The following is a 17,318-nucleotide window of genomic DNA, read 5'->3' as shown; positions in this document are numbered from 1 at the left end:
GGTCCGGCCGCGGTGGTGCCGTGACCGGCCGGGCCGGCAGCCGCGGCACCGGCCCAGCCGGTCATGGCGTCGGACGCAGCCGCCCGCGGGCCACCAGCTCGACGGTCAGCACCACCGCGACCGCCTCCACGGCCAGCAGTCCGACCAGGACGACCAGCTGGGTGATCCCGGCGGCGAGCGGACCCGCCCCGCCGAGCAGCATCCCGACGAAGGCGCCGGGCAGGGTCACCAGGCCCACCGTGCGGGTCTGGTCCAGCGCCGGGATCAACGCCTGGCCGGCCGCCGGACGGCAGACCAGCAGCACCGCGTCGCGGGGCAGCAGCCCCAGCGCCAGGGCCGCCTCCACCTCACCCCGGCGGCCGATCAGCTCGTCCAGGGCCCGCCGGCCGGCCAACGAGGTGGCGGTCATCGCGCCGCCGATCAGGATCCCGGCGACCGGGATGACCGCGATCCCGCGCGCCGGCACCAGGCCCGCCAGCAGCAGACCCAGCACGACGGAGAGGCTGCCGGCCACGATCGGCACGACGGCCCACCATCCGCGCGCCCCGCCGGTGATCCGCCGGCCGGAGGTGCCCGCCGCAACCACGCACATCACGACCACGAAGGCGGCGGTGGCCCACAGCGACGCCACGATGGCGGCGATCAGCAGCGACACCGCCGCCAACTGGACCGCCGCGCGGACGGCGGCGACCGCGATCTGGCGGCCGTGCCCGAGCCGGCCGACGGTGGCCACGGCCGCCGCCACGGCGGTCAGCACGACCAGGGTCACCGCCAGCTTCGGGCCGACCACCAGCATCGTCGAGGACATCGGGTCAGTCTCCCGCGACCTCGCGCGCTCCGCGCAGCACCGCCCACCTGCGGCGACGGGTCAGCGGGCGGCTTCGGCGCCGGAGGCGCGGGTGATGTCCAGCAGGTGGTGTTCGGTTTCGTGGATGGTGTGCTGGCCGAGCCAGAGCAGCGTCCGGGCCCGGGGTTCCGGCCACGGGTAGACGCCGGTGCGGGCCAGGTCCGCCTGGTCGAGTGCGGAGAACCGGGTCGCCAGGTCGGTCGCGGCGGTGGCCAACGCGGCGAGCACCACCCTCGGGTCCTGTTCGTTGTAGGCGTCGGTGACGGCGCGTTCGTCGCGTCCCATCGGGGTGAACTCCGGCTGGTCGACGGTGAGCGCCAGGACCAGCCGATCGGTCTGGACCCGGAGCACGTCCCGGACGTGGCAGGTGTACTCCAGTGGCGACCACACCCCCTCGGCCGGTCGCCGCCGCAGGTCCGCCACCCCGCCCAGCGCGGTCGCGTACCGCTCACCGACCGCGCCCAAAAGCCGCCGCAGGTCGGCGGCGGAGACGCCGGCGTAGTCGAAGCCGCACTCGTCGCATTGATCCACCCGCTGAGGCTAACGGCACCAGCACGGGGAGGGGACCCCACGGCGGCCGGCGGCGACAGAACTCCCGCGCGTGGGCGGAACTCGGGCCGCGTCCGCTGGGAGCGACCGCGATCCGGCAGGATGGGTGGATGTCCGTGCTGTCCGTGTTGCCTCGCCCGATCGTCGCCGCGCCGATGGCCGGCGGCCCGTCGACACCGGCCCTCGCGGCGGCCGTCTCGGCCGCGGGTGGCCTGGGCTTCCTGGCCGCCGGGATGATCAGCGCGGACCGGCTCGCCGCCGACGTGGCCGAGGTCCGTACCCGCACCGACCGCCCGTTCGGCGTCAACGTCTTCCTGCCGGACGCGAGCGGCGGTGCGGTCGACGAGGCCGCCGTCCGGGCGTACGCCGAGCGGCTCGCCCCGGAGGCCCGGCGGCACGGGGTGACGCTCGGCGACCCGGTCGGCGGCGACGACGCGTACCCGGAGAAGCTGGCCGCCCTGCTCGCGGACCCGGTGCCGGTGGTGTCCTTCGTGTTCGGGCTGCCCGACCGGGCGGCGGTGGCCGCCCTGCGGGAGCGGGGCACCGAGGTCTGGGCCACGGTCACCAGCCCCGACGCCGCCTCCGAAGCGGTCGGGCTCGGCGTGGACGCCGTCGTCGTGCAGGGCACCGAGGCCGGCGGGCACCGCGGTGGCCTGCCGGACGACGACGACTACGGGGTGCTGTCCCTGCTCCGGCTGGTCGCCGCCCGCTGCGACCGGCCGCTGGTGGCGGCCGGCGGCATCGCCGACGGCGCCGGGGTGGCGGCCGTGCTGACCGCCGGTGCCGCCGCCGCCCAGGTCGGTACGGCCTTCCTGCGCTGCCCGGAGGCGGGCACCTCCCCGATGCACCGGGCGGCGGTGGCCGGCACCGCGCCGACCGCGCTGACCCGCGCGTTCACCGGGAAGCGGGCGCGGGGGGTGGTCAACGACTTTCTTCGCCGGCACGACCGGTCGGCACCCGTCGGCTACCCGCAGGTGCTGCACCTCACCCGCCCGTTGCTGGCCGCCGCGAAGGGCAGCGGGGACGCCTCGGTGGCGAACCTGTGGGCCGGTCAGGCGCATGCCCTGGCGACGGAGACGCCGGCGGGTGATCTGGTGGCCGAGCTGACCGCGGGGGCCAGGGCCGCGCTGACGGCGGCCGCCGAGAGGTCCGGCGCCTGGGGCTGAGCAGCCACGGCCTTCCCGGGCGGGCCGTGAATTGGGATGCGCCGCCCCGGTGGCCGCCCTACGGTGTCCCTCCGTGACGATCGACATCGTGAGTTTGGCGGACCGCCCGGACCTCGCTGCCCTGTTCGACGAGGACTTCGACGGGGCGTGGCCGCAGTTCATGCTCTGGGATCCGATGGGTGGCATCTACTACAACGTCGCCCACGACCTCTATCCCGAGTTCGTGCTCGCCGCCGTCGACTCCGCCGAGCCCGGGCGCGCCGTCGCGAAGGCGTACGCCGTGCCGCTGCGCTGGACCGAGCCGGAGCTACCGGACGGCGGCTGGGACCGGGCGATCCAGCGGGCCACCGTCACCCGCCTCACCGGGGCCACCCCGAACATCGTGTCGGCCATCGAGATCTGCGTCCGACCCGACCGGCGGGGCGCCGGGTTGTCCGCCCGGATGCTCGCCGCCATGCGGCGGGCCGTCGCCGATCGGGGGTACGACACCCTGGTCGCCCCGGTCCGCCCGAGCGGCAAGCACACCGACCCCGAGCTGCCGATGACCGAGTACGCGGCCCGGGTCCGCGACGACGGCCTGCCCGTCGACCCGTGGCTGCGGGTGCACGTGCGCGCGGGCGGACGCATCGAGCGGGTGGCCACCCGGTCGATGATGATCAGCGGCAGCCTCGAGGACTGGCGCCGCTGGACCGGCCTGCCGTTCGACACGAGCGGACCGGTGCACGTGCCGGGCGCTCTGGTGCCGGTGCACTGCGACGTGGCGCACGACCACGCCGTCTACGTCGAGCCCAACGTCTGGGTCCGGCACCGGCTGTAGGCGGCTAGGAGACTCCTGCCTCGAGCCGCTCCTTCAGGTGCCGGTAGCTCGCCGGCGCGCCCTTCGCCGCCAGCCGGCGAACCATCGGCACGAGCGGCACACCGACCCCGTGCCCGGCGAAGTCCAGGGCGAACGTCACGCGCGACCGCGCGCCCTCGTCCAGAGGTTCGACGGTGACGGTCACGCTCGGCCAGATCGGCCCGTCGACCCCGTGCACCGCCCACCGGCCGGGCGGACTGTCCTCGGTCACCTCCTGGGTCATGGTGCGCTCGACCCCGCCGATCCGGCGGGTCGTGGTGAACCGGGTGCCCAGTCCGACCGTGCCACCCGACGCCAGGCGTACGCCGACCACGTCGTGCTGCCACTCGGCGAACCGCGTGGGATCGGTGACGTACGCGTACACCTCGTCCGGCGGCCGGTCGATGTCGATGGTGGAGACGGCGGCGGTCATGGCTCCTCCTGCTCGTGCTGACGCGGCGGGTCGAGGGTGTCCCGCCCACCGCTCATGACACACCGAAAGCGGAGGATGTGACCGGGCGCGTCCGCCACCCGACGTGCAAGGGCTCAGGCGCCCGGCACCTCCATGACGTACCCGTTGATCGCGCGTACCTGGTCCGCGAGGTCCGGCAGCTCGACCACCTCGACGCCTGCCGCCGCCAGCAGCTCGACGCCCTGGCAGTCCACGAACACCGGCGGTTCCCGCATCGCCAGCACGACCCGACGGATACCCGCGGCCAGGATCAGGCTGGTGCAGGTGGGCGACCGGTGTTGACGCACGCTGCACGGTTCCAGGGAGCTGTAGATGGTCGCTCCGGACAGGTCGACCCCGCGGAGCTTGACCAGCGCGGACTCCTCGGCGTGCACATGGGAATCGGTCTCCCGGGAGTACCCCCGGGCCAGCTCGGTCCCGTCGCGGCCGACCACGATCGCGCCGACCGCGTAGGCGGTGGCCTTCGGCGGGCACCGCCGGGAGAGGTCGACCGCGTCCTGGAGCCAGCGGCGGTCGAGGGCGGGCGGTGGGGTCATGGGGTGCCGAACCGTTCCGACAACGCACACCGCAGCAGCACCGCGTCCCCCATCTCGCGTACCTCGGCCGGGCGGCGGGCCCGGTGGTCCGGGTGCCGACGTGGACCGCCGGCGACGAAGCGGCGCGCCCGGCTGCCCCCACGAAGAAGGGGCCAAGCACCAGGTGCAGCTCGTCGGCCGGACCCGCCTCGAGGACCTGAGTGTGCATCGTCGCGCCGCCTTCGACCATGAGCCGGCGCACAACCCGCTCGGACGAAGTACCGCGCCGTCGGCTCCAGGTCGGCCCGGCCCAGTGACGGTGACGGTGACCCTGACCGGTGGCGAGGGCAGCCGGCGCGGCCCGGCGACGCGGACCGCACCAGCAACCGTGGGTCGTCCCGGCGGCGCGAGCGCTCTTCTCACCCGCGCGAAAGATCGGGCAGGTGGCGGGCCACCTCGGCCGGGGCGGGCATCCGCGCGATCTCCTCGGCGATCGCGCGGGCGGCGTCCCGGTGGTCGGTCCGCCCGGCGCGCGGCAGAAGCCGCCGGGCGCGCTCGGCGATGGCCGCGGCGCTCACCTCGTCGCCGAGCAGGCGCAGCGCGGCGCCGGCCGCGCTGACCGCTTCGGCGTTGGAGAACTGGTCGGCGCCCTGCGGCACGATCAGCTGTGGGACGCCGGCGGCGAGCGCGCCGAGGGTGGTGCCGCTGCCGCCGTGGTGCACGACGAGATCGGCCTGCGGCAGCAGCTGCGCCTGCGGCACCCAGCGCCGCACGCTGACGTTGTCCGGCACGTTTTCGAGCTGGTCCAGGGGCACCCGGCCGGCGGCGACCAGCACGCGCGCGTCCAGCGTGGCCAGCCCCTCGATGGCCGCGCTCAGCAGCTCCCGGGTGCCGAAGGCGGTGCCGAGCGTCAGGTAGATCAGCGGCAGTGACCTGCGGTGGCTGTCCCAGGCGGGCAGCGCCGCCGGCGTCGAGTACGCGACGGGCCGTAACACGATCCGGTCCGCCGTGGCGAGGAAGCGCTCGTCCTGCAACGACGGTGGGCAGATGTCGACGTGCGGCCGCCCGGCCGCCTCGGCGTTCCGGGTGGGCAGTTCCAGGCCGATGCCCTCGGGGATCATCCGCCCGAAGCCGTGCCAGATTCCCGGGATGCCGGCCCGACGGGCGGCGACGGCCGCTCCCGGCACGCCCCATTCGTGGACGACGAGGTCGGGCTCCAGCCGGGCGAGTTCCGGTGCCAGGTCCTCGGCGTAGAGCTCGTAGAACGCGTCCGCGGGACGGAAGGGGCGCAGGCCGTTCGCGGCGAGTGGTGCGTGCACCTCCTCGCCGACGGCGAAGTGCACCTCGTGTCCGGCCTCCCGGACGGCCACCGCCAGTGGGATCAGCGGATAGGTGTGACCGACCGATGCGAGGCTGGCGAACAGTACGCGCATTCCGACGAAGGTACGCCGCGCCTCCGGGCACCTCGCGGCCCCGGGGCCGACACCGGCGGGCCGCGGGGGCACCGGCAGGTCGCGGCGCGGTGCCAGCGTGAACAGTCACTTCAAGACATATGCCGGTAGATCATTCGATCGGCTCGGTCCACGCCTTCAGCCGGCGGGGTTCCACCGGGCCGGCCGCCGGCCACAGCCGCACCCGCCACCGGTCGCCCGGTCGGGTGGAGCCGGGCCAGCCCCGCGACACGAATCCCCGGCCCGCGACCTGCATCCGGTACCGGCCGGGCGGTACCGGGCAGTGCAGCCGCGCCGCGGTCGGGGAGTCGAACAGCAGCAGCCCGTCGGCGTCGACGGCGAGGCCGGCCTCGAACGCCTCCTCCCAGTCGGCGAGATCGTCGGCCGGTCCCGCGGCGGTCACCTCTACCCGGACCGGCATGGCGACGTTGGCCTGGTGGGGCGAGAGCACCAGCACGCTCTGGCCGTCACCGGCGATGCCCGCCCCCTGCTGCGCCCGCTGGAACAGCGCATCGTCGGGCGGGTCGGCGGGACGGCCCCCACGGATGACGAACTGCCCGTACCACATGTCCATCCGAGGTCGTGTGCGACGACGAGTTCGGCTCCGGCCACCGGCACAGTGTGCGGCATCCGGACCCGACCGGCGGCGACCACGACGGTCACTTCTGGTGCCCCCCGGCCGGCCGAGCGGCGTGTCATCATGACGCCATCGCGGGGGGAGAAATTCATGCGGGCGTACCGGTTGGTGGGCAGTGCCGCGGTCCTGGGCGGACTCGTCGCGGCGAGCATGACGGCGAGCACCCCTCCCCCGGGTCCGGGCGTACCGACCTCGTACCTCGACCCGACGGTGGTGGGCGCCGCCCAGCCGCCCCAGCCGGCCCGGCCGGGCCCGGCCGGCGCACGCCTCGCGCCGACGGACGCGGCCGCGGAGCGCGGCACCGCGCAGGGCGCCACCGCGTCCGATGCGGCGACACGGACGCCGACCGTGACGGGGGACGTGAAGCCGGTGCCCACGAACCCTGTCGGCCGTCATTTCCGGCCGATCACGGGGCTGAACGAGGTGCGCAGCGACTTCAACGGCGACGGCCGGCCGGATCTCGCCGTGGCGGAGCTGCGCAAGGTGGTCAACGGCGGGCAGACCGGCGCCGTCCACGTGCTCTTCGGCGATCCCAGGGGTGGTTTCACCACCGCGGGGAGCCAGTACTTCGACCACACGACGCCGGGCATGCCGACCGACGAGGGCTCGCCCGACCCGCATGGCGAGATCAACGACTTCGGCCGCGGGCTCGGCTCCGGCGACTTCGACCACGACGGCTTCGCCGACCTCGCGATCGGCAGCGTGCACGACCGGTTCCGCATCCTCTACGGCGGCCCGTCGGGGCTGACCACCGCCGAGGCCCGGATGATCCGGCTCGCCGACGTGGCGCCGGAGGCCGACGTCCCCGGTGAGGGCGTCGCCGGCGAGAACCTGTTCGGCTCCGCTTTCACCGTGGGCGACTTCAACGGTGACGGCACGGACGACCTGGTGACCGGGGCACCCCGCGCCGGCCGTCCCTGGGTCGGTGGCGTCGCGCTGTTCCGCGGTACGCCCGACGGGCTAAGTCCCACCGCTGCCCAGTACGTCCCCGGCAACGCGGCCGGCCTGCCCGTCCGCCCGGAGACCGACGGCTTCGGTGCCGTGCTGGCTGCGGCGGATTTCAACCACGACGGCCGCGACGACCTCGCTGTCGGCTTCCCGCGCGACCACTTCGGCTCGGTGTACTTCGCCGGATCGGTGGTCATCCTGCCCGGAACGGGCGACGGTCTCGGCATCGCCGGGGCGCAGCTGTTCTACCAGGACACGCCGGGCGTGCCGGACGTCGCCGAGTACGGTGACGGCTTCGGTCACGCCCTCGCCGCCGGCGACCTCACCGGAGACGGCTACGCGGACCTCGTGGTGACTGCCCAGCGCGAAGGCTTCAGCTCCGACACGGTGAACCGGGGCGGCTCGGTCACCGTGCTGCGTGGCTCGTCCACCGGTCTCACCGTCAACGGCGTGCAGTACTGGACGCAGCGGAGCCCCGGCGTCCCGGGCAGCGACGACCCGTCGGCGTTCTTCGGTACGGAACTGGCATTCGGCGACTTCGACAACGACGGTCGGGGCGACGTCGCCGTCGCGAGCCCGCAGGAGACCGTCGGGGGTGTCGCCGGGACGGGCGCGATCACGGTCTTCCGGGGCAGCGCACAGGGGCTCACCACCACCGGGCTGCGCAGGCTGGACTGGAAGACGCCGGGCGTACCGGCGAGCGCCGGCAGCGCGTACTTCTACCTCGGCGACGTCCTCCGTACGGTGCGCCAGCCCGACGGCGCCGCGGGCCTCGTCGTGGGCTGCTGGAACGCGACGGTCAACGGGTTGCGGCGGGCGGGCGCGGTGATGGTCGTCCGCAGCACGCCGGCGACGTCGGAGGCGCCCGGCGGGGTCACGGTCAACGGCCTCAGGACGTGGTCGGCAGCCGATCTGCCGGTCGGGCCCGAGGCTTTCGCAGGTTTCGGCATGCATATCGGCTAGCGGTTCCGGAAGCGGCGTCGTACCCACCGCCTACGCTCCCGGTGCATGGGAGATCCCTTCACGGTGCGCATCGCGGTCCGGGGCTACGAGCTCGACACCCAGGGCCACCTGAACCAGGCCGTCTACCTCCAGTACGCCGAGCACGCCCGATGGGAGTGCCTGCGTGCCGCCGGCATCTCGCAGGACCGGCTCATCGCCACCGGCGTGGGACCGGTCGCCCTGGAGGTCACCCTGAGATATCTGAGGGAGCTGCGCGGCGGGGACGAGGTGGACGTGTCCTGCGAGTTCCACTGGGGCGAGGGCCGGACGTTCCGGATCGAGCAGGACTACCGCCGCCTGGACGGCACCCAGGTCGCGACGGTGACCGGGGTGGGCGGTCTGCTCGACCTGTCGACCCGGCGGCTCGTGGCCGACCCGCGGAAGCGGTTCCGGGAGCTGGCCACCGAGCCGGGACCGCTCCGCCTCTGACGCCGGCGTGCCGACCGGGCGGCGACCGACACGCTCGGGGTGGGCGACGGGACGCCGCCACCGGCCGCCCGGGCAGCCTTCCGACCGACTTCTCGGTGCTCTGACAGCGCGTCGACCGTCGGCCCCGGCGGCATCCGGCGGACCGGTGGCGGACCTGCCCGGACGACCCGCTCCGCACCTGCCGATCTTGGTGGGCGGGGTGTGGCATCGTGATGGGGATGGAGCCGGACGGTGACGCCGAGGCGCGCCGGAAGCTGCCCGAACCGCTGCGGCTGGGCCTGCGGGTGCTGCGCGACTACCGGCCCACGCTCGCGCGGCTGCGGGCGCTGCTGCGCAGCATGGTGACCTCGTTCGTGGTGCTCAGCCTGACGCTGTGGCTGCTGCCGGGGGTCACCGCCAGCGGCCTGGTGGCGATGCTGTGGCTGGTCGGGCTGATTGCCGGGATCGGTGCGGTGCTGCGCCCGCTGCTGTTCGCGCTCTCCACCGCGCTGGGCGGCCTCGGGGCGCTGGCCATCGGCGTGTGCGTGCAGGCCGTCGTCATGTATGTCGCGCTACGCCTGGACCCGGAGGCGCACGTCCGCGGGTTCGCCGACGCCTTCGCCGCCGCGTGGCTCGCCGTGGCGCTGGCCGCGATCCTGAACTGGCTCGCCGACGCCGGCACCGACGACGCGTTCGTCAGCGAGATGCTGTGGGTGATGAACCGGGTACGCCGTGGACCGGCTCGCCACCGGCGACCGGCCTGGCACCGCCGCGGCGCCGCCGGGGCGCCACCCGTGCGGCAGACGGCCGACGCCCTGCTCGTCGTCCAGCTCGACGGCGTGGCCGCGCCGCTGGTGCAGTGGGCCATCCGGGCCGGCAACCTGCCCACGATCGGTGGGTGGCTGCGGTCCCGCAGTCACCGGATGACCCACTGGCACACCGGCCTGCCGGCCACCACGCCGGCGGCGCAGGCGGGCCTGCTGCACGGCGAGGTCCGGCGGGTGCCGGCCTATCGCTGGTACGAGAAGGCGACCGCGGACGACACCGCCAGCCGTCTCATGGTGACCAGCCGGCCCCGCGACGCCGCCGAGGTCGAGCGGCGGCTGTCCACCGGGCAGGGGCTGCTGCGGGACGGCGGGGTCAGCATCAGCACGGTCTTCTCCGGCGACGCCCCCACCAGCCTGCTCACGGTGAGCCGGGCCGGGCTGCCCGGGCGGTCCACCCGGGGCTACGCGGCGTTCATGGCCAGCCCGTACGGGTTCGCCCGGGCCATCGTGCGCGGCGCCGGGCAGGTGGTGCGCGAGCTGTACGAGGCCCGGCGGCAGCGACTGCGCGGCGTACAGCCCAGGGGGCGCCGCAGCGGCTCCTATCTGGCGCTGCGCCCGATGGCGAGCCTGCTCAGTGACCTCAACGTGTCGCTGATCGCCGAGCAGATGGCCGGTGGCGCGCCGGTGATCTTCTGCGACTTCCTCGACTACGACGAGGTGGCCCACCACGCCGGGCCGGCCCGGCCGCAGGCGCTGGCGGTCCTCGAAGCGCTCGACCAGACGCTCGGCATCCTCCAGCGGCTGGCGGCCGAGGCGGCGCGGCACTACCACATCGTGGTGTTGAGCGACCACGGGCAGAGCCAGGGCGCCACCTTCCGCCAGCGGTACGGCGAGTCGCTGGCACAGGTGGTCGCTCGGCTCGCCGCGCCCACGGTGCGCCCGACCGCTCCCGACGGCCGGCCAGGGCCCCCGACGCCGGTGCGGGAGGCGGCGACCGCCGAGGCCGCCGGCCCGGTCGAGGAGTGGGGACGGGTCAACACGCTGCTCACCGAGGTGGCGGGCCGGGGCGGGGCGACCGGCACGGCGACCCGGGTGGCGGTGCGGTCGCACACGGACGGGGGCGAGGTCACCCTGGGCCCGGCCGACGAGGAGGCGGCGGCGGCGACCCGGACCGATCCGGAGACCGTGGTGGTGGCGTCGGGCAACCTGGCGATGATCTATCTGCCCCGCCATCCGGGGCGGCTGACCCGCGAGCGGCTCGACGCCCTCGTACCGGGGCTGATCGACGGTCTGGCCGCGCATCCCGGCATCGGCCTGGTCGTCGTCGACTCGGCCGCCGGGCCGCTGGCCATCGGGGCGCGCGGCTGCCACAACCTGCGGGACGGGCAGGTCGACGGCGACGACCCGCTGGTCCCGTACGGCCGGTGGGCGCGTCAGGACCTGCTGCGCCACCAGGCGATGGACCACGTCGGTGACCTCGTGGTGATCAGCACGGTGGACCCGGGTCTGGAGGAGGTGGCGGCCTTCGAGGAGCTGGTCGGCTGCCACGGCGGACTCGGCGGCTGGCAGACGGAGGCCCTGCTCATCCACCCCGCCGACTGGCCGCAGGAGGGCGAGCTGGTCGGCCCGGAGGCTGTGCACGGGCAGTTGCTCGCCTGGCTGCGCCGGCTCGGGCTGCGCCGGCCCGATGACCAGACCGACGAGGGGGACGACCCGGCGGGCCGCACAGTGGACCGCCACGTGGGCGACGCGTAGCGCCGGCAATCGGCTACGGTGCCACCGGCGGCTCGCCCGGCAGGGCCCGGCGCCGGGCCAGCCAGCTCAGCCCCTGGCTGACCAGCACGACCAGTAGGATCGCGGCGACGACGCTCTGCCACGGCTCGGGGAAGATCGCCCGCCCGAGGACACCGATCGCGGCGTAGAGCACCGACCACAGCAGGCTGGCGGGCGCGGCGGCGAGGGCGAAACGCCGCCAGGTCAGCCCGGACAGGGCCGCCGCCAGCAGCACCGGGATCCGGCCGCCCGGGATGAGCCGGGACACCAGCAGCGTCGAGACGAGTTCCTCGCGCACGCGCGCCGTCATCCGGCCGACCCGCTGCCGGCCACGCAGCCAGTGCAGGCGCCGGGCGAGCCGCTCGCCGCCCCAGCCGAGCATGCCGTAGGTCGCCAGGTCGCCCGCGTACGCCCCGAACGCGCCGGCGATCACGACGAGGACCACGGTGACCGGATGCTGGTGGGCGGCGAGCGCCGCGGCGCCGCTGACCGCCGCGCCGGTCGGCACCACCGGGACGACGGACCCGAAGAGCACCACCAGGACCAGCGAGCCCAGCACGCCGAGCGTCGCCGTCACGGCCGGCGCACCGCGACGGACTCGCCCGGCAGCAGCACGCGCACCCGGGTGCCCGGCGAGACCGCCTCGGCGTGGCGGGCGAAGTCGTCCCCCGGGCCGAAGAACCGGTCCGGCCGGACCCGTTCGCAGCCGACCGGCCAGAAGGTGCCGAAGTGGATGGGCACGGCCCACGCCGCCGCCACCCGCCGTACCGCCTCCGCGGCGCCCGCCGGATCGAGGTGGCCGGGGCCGAGCGTGGGTCCCCACCCACCGACCGGGACGAGCGCCAGGTCGAGCGGCCCCAGCCCGGCCATCTCGTCGAAGAGGGCGGTGTCCCCGGCGAACCAGGTCCGCAGCCGGCCGTCGATCAGGTAGCCGAGGGCGGGTGCCCGGTGCCGGGACCACGGGCCCCGGCCGGCGTGGTGGGCCGCGGGGACGGCGGCGACCGTGACCCGGCCGATCGTGGTGCGGTCGCCCACCGCGAGCTCCGTGCAGCGCCGGGCGGCCGCCGCGCCCAGCGCCTGGCGGACCACGCGGCCCGCACCCGCCGGCACCACCAGCGCGGTGTCCGGGGGCAGCCGGCGCAGCGACGCGAAGTCCAGGTGGTCGGCGTGCAGGTGCGACACGAGTACGGCGTCCGGGGCGCCCGGCAGCCGCGGGGTGGGCCCACGGCGTCGGCGCAGGTGGGCGAGCCGGTCACGCAGCAGCGGGTCGGTCAGCAGCCGGGTGCCGGAGTCCTCGATCCACACGGTGCTGTGCCCGTACCACGTCAGCCGCACGACACCGCCTCGGTCACGCCTGCCACCGTATCCGGCGGTGCCACCGCGCGGCCCGAACCTCACGTGGCCCCCCGTCGGACCGAGACGGTCCTCCTCCCCCTGACGGTCGGCGGAGGGGTCGAATCGACCATTCCGCCGGAAATGCTGTCACATACTCATACCGTCCGGCGGCGGCGGGCGGGACGGTCCGGGTGGCGGAGGCCGGCGCCCGCCCCGTGGACCGAGCGGAGGGATCAGTCAGGTGAGCGTGGACGGCGACGGGCGGGTACCGGCGGACCCCTGGCCGCTGCCCAGGGACGCCAAGGTGGCGGATCACCTTGTGCAACGGTTGGCGTGCTGGGGCGTCCGCCGCTACTTCGGCTACCCGGGCGACGGCATCAACGGGATGACCTCGGCGCTGCAACGCACCAACGAGCGGGCGCAGTTCGTACAGGTGCGGCACGAGGAGACCGCCGGCTTCGCGGCGTCGGCGCACGTGAAGTACGGGGGCGGCCCGCTGGGCTGCGTCCTGGTCACCAGCGGGCCCGGGGCGATCCACGCGCTGAACGGCCTGTACGACGCCAAGCTGGACCACCAGCCGGTGGTGGCCCTGGTCGGCCACACCGCCCTGACCGCCGAGGGTGGCGGGTACTACCAGGAGGTCGACCTCCTGGCGCTCTACAAGGACGTGGCCGCGGCGTTCCTGGCCCAGCTCGACCATCCCGCCCAGGTGCGCCACCTGGTGGACCGCGCCTGCCGGACCGCGCTGGCCAGGCGCACCGTCACCGCCCTGGTGCTCCCCCTCGACGTGCAGGACGAGCCGGCGGTGCCGGAGCCGCCGTACGCCCACGGGTACTACCACACCAGCAGCGTGCCGAGCAGCGGCCCGACCGTGCCACCGGAGGCGGAGGTACGCCGGGCGGCCGACGTCCTGCGCGGCGGCGAGCGGGTGGCCATGCTGGTCGGGCAGGGCGCGCTCGGCGCCGAGAACGAGGTACGCGAGGTCGCCCACCGGTTGGGCGCGGGCGTCGCCACCGCGCTGCTGGGCTTCCCCGCGGTCGACCACCGGGAGCCCTGGGTGACCGGCGCGATCGGGCTGCTCGGCACCCGCCCGAGCTGGCAGCTGATGCAGGGCTGCGACCGGCTGCTGATCGTCGGCAGCAACATGCCCTACTCGGAGTTCTACCCGCCGCCGGGGCGGGCCCGGGCGGTACAGGTCGACCGGGACGGCACCCAGCTGGGGCTGCGGTACCCGACGGAGGTGAACCTGACCGGCGACGCGGCCGCCACCCTGCGCGCGCTGCTGCGTGAGCTGGGGCCCGGCCCCGCCCCAACCGGCTGGCGGGAGACGATCTCCGCCGAGACCCGGGCGTGGCGCCAGACGCAGCGGGATCTCGCCGGGCAACCGGCCGACCCGGTCAACCCCCAGCTCCTCTTCGCCACCCTCAACGACCGGCTGCCAGACGACGCGATGATCTCGGTGGACTGCGGCACGACGACGGCCTGGTACGCCCGGCACATCCAGGTCCGCCCGGGCATGCTGGCCAGCCTCTCCGGCACCCTGCTGTCGATGGGCGGCGCGATGCCGTACGCGCTGGCGGCGAAGTTCGCCCACCCGGACCGCCCGCTGGTCGCGCTCATCGGCGACGGCGCCATGCAGATGAACGGCGTCAACGAACTCATCACCGTGGCCAAGTACTGGCGCAGCTGGGCCGATCCGCGGTTCGTGGTGCTGGTGCTGAACAACCGGGACCTCGCCTTCGTCAGCTGGGAACAGCGCTCCACCGAGGGGACGCCGATGTTCCCGGACAGCCAGGAACTGCCGGACATCGCCTACCACCGGTGGGCGGAGGTGCTCGGGCTGGGTGGCGAGCTGGTCGACGCGCCGGAGCAGATCCCCGACGTCTGGGAGCGGGCGCTGAACGCCGACCGGCCCGTCGTCGTCAACGCTCTCGTCGACCCCGCCGAGCTGATGCTGCCCCCGCACTTCACGCTGGAACAGGCCCGCAACACCGCCGGGGCGCTGCTGCGCGGCGACACCGACTGGGCCGGCATCATCCGCCGGGGTCTGCCCGCCACCCTCACCGCCTACCGATCACGTCGCAGGTGAGCAACGAGCGGGGCGGGGTGAGCGGCACCCGGCACCGCCCGGAGCGAGGTCCGTCCTGACGCCCGGTACGCCGCGGGCGGATCCGGGCCGCCGGCCGGTTCGCAGTTGGACGGAACCGACCCTGGGTGCCGGCCGCCGCCGCTAGCGTCGGGAGCATGCCCGCCCGTCCGTCCCGCTGGACGATGCCGCTCCGGGTACTGGAGGCGCCGTCGTACCTGCAGGCGTTCGTGCTGTCCGGGGTGGTCACCGTGCTGCTCGTCCGGGCCTTCCTCCAGGCGGCCGGCTACCCGCAGCTCGGCGGCGGTGGGCTGCACATCGCGCACGTGCTCTGGGGTGGCCTGCTGATGACCACCGGACTGGGTGTCGCGCTGGTCTTCCTGGGCAGCGCGGCGCGCAACCTCGGCGCGGTCCTGGGTGGGATCGGCTTCGGGCTGTTCATCGACGAGGTGGGCAAGTTCGTCACCGCCGGGACCGACTACTTCTACGCCCCGGCGGCCGGCATCATCTACGGCGCCTTCGCCCTGCTCGTGGTGATCACCCAGGCGATCCGGGGCCGGATCCGCCCCACCGGTCCGGAGCGGACGGCGAACGCGCTGTACGCGGTGGTCGGCGGGCTGCGCACCGGCCTCACCGACGACCGGCGGGCCGCCGCGGCCCGGCTGGTGCACGGGTGCGGCCCGGACGTCGAGGACGCGATCACCCGGCTGCTCGACACGGTGCCCCGGCGCGAGGCACCCGGCCCCCGGTTCTGGCAGCCGTGGCTGCGCCGGGCCCGCCGGGCCGTGGTCTGGGTGACCACGCACCGGTGGGTGGTGGCGCTGGTGGTGCTCTACCTGGTCGGCGAGCCGTTCGTCGTCGTGCTGGGGGTCCTGCTGGACACGATCAGCGGCCAGCTGCACGACCAGCGGGAGTGGCGTGCCGTGCTCGGGGTCTCGATCTCCGCGCTGATCACCGCGGTGCTCAGCATCCGCGGGGCGTCGCTGCTGCCTCGCGACCGGACGCGGGCCTTCCGGCTGTTCAAACTCGCCCTCCTGGTCGACCTGCTGTTCGGGCAGATCTTTAGCTTCACCGTCAACCAGTTCGGGGCGCTCACCGCGCTCGCCGTGGACCTCTTCCTGCTCGGCGTGGTGACCGCGGAACACCGACGGCTCTGCCGGCAGGGCCCGGAGCCCGACGGGTGAACTCCCCCGCCCCGACCATCCGGAATATCCCCGTGGGCCGCCGCGTGGCCGCCGCCGGGCTCGCCCGCTGGGACGGTCGCCGATTGTAGCGGGACGGGGCCTTCTCCGACCTCAGAACAGCCCGCTCCAGGGGTCCTCGCGGCGCCAGATCGTCGGCAGGTGCAGGGCGACGCCGTCGCGGTCGGCGAGGCGGCCGAGCACGCGCATGGTGGTGTCGAGGTCGTCACCGGCGTACGGGAGCGCGCGCGGTGGCCGGTCCAGGGGGCGGAAGAAGTCGTCCCAGTGGGTGAGGACGACCCGCCGGGCACCGACGCTCCGCACGGTCTGCGCCCAGTAGCTGGTGAGGTATCCCTCGTCCCGCACGCCGAGCTGACCGACCCCGAGGTACGCGACGTCGGCGCGGTGCCCCTCCAGCGCCCCGGGAACGAAGCCCGCGCTGCCCTGCACCAGGGCGGTGCGACCGCTGTCGTGCCGGACCAGGAGCGACCACGCCTCACCGCACCGGTAGGTACGGGCCCTGGCCGGCGGCGCGACGGGCTCGGTGATGTGCCCGGGGAAGCGGTCCGGAGGGCAGTGTTCCGACGCCACGAACGCGAGGGTGAACGCACCCGACGTGACCTGCTCGCCGGGGGTCACCGCGCGGATCCGGTCCGGCGGCAGGCCGTGGCCGCGTCCGACGTTGGCGGCCGACTCGCCACCGACGAGCGTGGCGTCGGTGCGCTCCGCGACGACGGCGGAGTCCAGGACATGGTCGAAGTGGGTGTGCACCGGTACGACGGCGTCCAGCCGGCGGTCGGAGAGCCCGGCTCGGGCCAGCGCGCCGGCGATCCGCTCCTGGTCGGGAACGATCCTTCCGAACGCGACCTTGAGCAGCGAGGGCCGGGAGAAGAACCCGTCGGTCAGGATGGCGGATTCGCCGTCGTCGAGCAGCAGCGTGGACACGCCCAGGAACACGGCCGCGAAGTTCCCGGCGGCCGGCGGCACGTCGAACCGGGCCGCGTAGCGGTCAAGGTCGGGACGGCCGAGCTTCAGGCGCATGGGCGGGATGCTAGTGCGGTGTCCACTAACGTTCACCGGGTGTCAGGTGGGTGTTGTGGATCCTCGCCTGTTGGGCGAGCGACTCCCCACCGGGTGGTGGGGCGGGCCTCCGCGGGCCAACTGATCCTCGCGCCACCCATGCTGGGCGCCGCGGGTCACGTCGGGACCGGCCGGCACCGGGGAGGTGCCGGCCAGCTCGACGGTGCGTGACCACCTGCGGCAGCACGACGGCTGTCGGGGTGGTGGGTCCGCCGCCCGGGGTTCGGGTGGCGATGCTGGCGGCCGCGACGAGGTCGCGGTGCCCG

The 17,318-nt window shown here is 74.8% G+C and carries 16 protein-coding genes; 7 read left to right on the top strand and 9 right to left on the bottom strand.

Features of this window, described 5'->3' with window-relative positions; genetic code table 11:
• Positions 1–61 precede the first annotated feature (61 nt).
• Positions 62–808, bottom strand: coding sequence for an ABC transporter permease (locus M2302_RS30015; RefSeq protein WP_280841184.1), 747 nt, complete (start codon positions 806–808; stop codon positions 62–64).
• A 60-nt stretch (positions 809–868) separates the two neighbouring features.
• A complete protein-coding gene (locus tag M2302_RS30010) occupies positions 869–1,378 on the bottom strand; it encodes a DinB family protein (protein ID WP_280841183.1) in 510 nt (169 codons plus the stop codon).
• Between the two features lie 128 nt (positions 1,379–1,506).
• On the opposite strand from M2302_RS30010, the gene M2302_RS30005 reads away from it, so the two are divergent.
• The gene (locus tag M2302_RS30005; protein WP_280841182.1) at positions 1,507–2,562 is read left to right on the top strand and encodes a nitronate monooxygenase; all 1,056 of its coding nucleotides are present in this window, start codon (positions 1,507–1,509) and stop codon (positions 2,560–2,562) included.
• 73 nt (positions 2,563–2,635) lie between these two features.
• Positions 2,636–3,379 carry an N-acetyltransferase gene (locus M2302_RS30000; protein ID WP_280841181.1) on the top strand — a complete coding sequence of 248 codons (744 nt, stop codon included), beginning with the start codon at positions 2,636–2,638 and terminating at the stop codon, positions 3,377–3,379.
• 4 nt (positions 3,380–3,383) lie between these two features.
• On the opposite strand, the gene M2302_RS29995 is transcribed toward M2302_RS30000, so the two are convergent.
• The 4 genes from M2302_RS29995 to M2302_RS29980 all read right to left on the bottom strand — a co-directional run bounded on the left by M2302_RS29995 (position 3,384) and on the right by M2302_RS29980 (position 6,409).
• Positions 3,384–3,830: an SRPBCC family protein gene (locus M2302_RS29995; RefSeq protein ID WP_280841202.1), complete on the bottom strand. Its 447-nt coding sequence runs from the start codon at positions 3,828–3,830 to the stop codon at positions 3,384–3,386.
• Positions 3,831–3,943: 113 nt separating this feature from the next.
• A complete protein-coding gene (locus M2302_RS29990) occupies positions 3,944–4,405 on the bottom strand; it encodes a deaminase (RefSeq protein ID WP_280841180.1) in 462 nt (153 codons plus the stop codon).
• A 398-nt stretch (positions 4,406–4,803) separates the two neighbouring features.
• On the bottom strand, positions 4,804–5,817 hold the full coding sequence (locus M2302_RS29985) for a nucleotide disphospho-sugar-binding domain-containing protein (RefSeq protein ID WP_280841179.1): 1,014 nt from the start codon (positions 5,815–5,817) through the stop codon (positions 4,804–4,806).
• A gap of 130 nt (positions 5,818–5,947) precedes the next feature.
• Positions 5,948–6,409: a hypothetical protein gene (locus M2302_RS29980; RefSeq protein WP_280841178.1), complete on the bottom strand. Its 462-nt coding sequence runs from the start codon at positions 6,407–6,409 to the stop codon at positions 5,948–5,950.
• A 126-nt stretch (positions 6,410–6,535) separates the two neighbouring features.
• Between M2302_RS29980 and M2302_RS29975 the strand changes: the two genes are divergently transcribed.
• The 3 genes from M2302_RS29975 (at position 6,536) to M2302_RS29965 (ending at position 11,352) form a co-directional block, all read left to right on the top strand.
• Positions 6,536–8,383 carry an FG-GAP-like repeat-containing protein gene (locus M2302_RS29975; protein ID WP_280841177.1) on the top strand — a complete coding sequence of 616 codons (1,848 nt, stop codon included), beginning with the start codon at positions 6,536–6,538 and terminating at the stop codon, positions 8,381–8,383.
• Between the two features lie 45 nt (positions 8,384–8,428).
• Positions 8,429–8,851 carry an acyl-CoA thioesterase gene (locus tag M2302_RS29970; RefSeq protein WP_280841176.1) on the top strand — a complete coding sequence of 141 codons (423 nt, stop codon included), beginning with the start codon at positions 8,429–8,431 and terminating at the stop codon, positions 8,849–8,851.
• Between the two features lie 218 nt (positions 8,852–9,069).
• Positions 9,070–11,352: a phage holin family protein gene (locus M2302_RS29965; protein WP_280841175.1), complete on the top strand. Its 2,283-nt coding sequence runs from the start codon at positions 9,070–9,072 to the stop codon at positions 11,350–11,352.
• A 13-nt stretch (positions 11,353–11,365) separates the two neighbouring features.
• On the opposite strand, the gene M2302_RS29960 is transcribed toward M2302_RS29965, so the two are convergent.
• Together M2302_RS29960 and M2302_RS29955 are read right to left on the bottom strand one after the other, a co-directional pair.
• Positions 11,366–11,947, bottom strand: a complete 582-nt coding sequence (locus tag M2302_RS29960) for a VTT domain-containing protein (RefSeq protein WP_280841174.1) — start codon at positions 11,945–11,947, stop codon at positions 11,366–11,368.
• Positions 11,944–12,705, bottom strand: a complete 762-nt coding sequence (locus tag M2302_RS29955) for an MBL fold metallo-hydrolase (protein WP_280841173.1) — start codon at positions 12,703–12,705, stop codon at positions 11,944–11,946. Before M2302_RS29955 ends, M2302_RS29960 begins: the two co-directional genes overlap by 4 nt.
• Before the next feature lie 241 nt (positions 12,706–12,946).
• Between M2302_RS29955 and M2302_RS29950 the strand changes: the two genes are divergently transcribed.
• A complete protein-coding gene (locus M2302_RS29950; RefSeq protein ID WP_280841172.1) occupies positions 12,947–14,794 on the top strand; it encodes a thiamine pyrophosphate-requiring protein in 1,848 nt (615 codons plus the stop codon).
• Positions 14,795–14,976: 182 nt separating this feature from the next.
• The gene (locus M2302_RS29945) at positions 14,977–15,975 is read left to right on the top strand and encodes a hypothetical protein (protein ID WP_280841201.1); all 999 of its coding nucleotides are present in this window, start codon (positions 14,977–14,979) and stop codon (positions 15,973–15,975) included.
• Between the two features lie 111 nt (positions 15,976–16,086).
• Here M2302_RS29945 and M2302_RS29940 read toward each other — a convergent pair whose 3' ends face one another.
• Positions 16,087–17,013, bottom strand: coding sequence for an MBL fold metallo-hydrolase (locus M2302_RS29940; protein ID WP_280841171.1), 927 nt, complete (start codon positions 17,011–17,013; stop codon positions 16,087–16,089).
• Positions 17,014–17,318 lie beyond the last annotated feature (305 nt).

Source organism: Micromonospora sp. A200, assembly GCF_029893845.1.
GTDB classification, from domain to species: Bacteria; Actinomycetota; Actinomycetes; order Mycobacteriales; family Micromonosporaceae; genus Micromonospora; species Micromonospora purpureochromogenes.
Note: the sequence above shows the minus strand (reverse complement) of the source record. Positions and strands in the feature narration are given on the sequence as shown.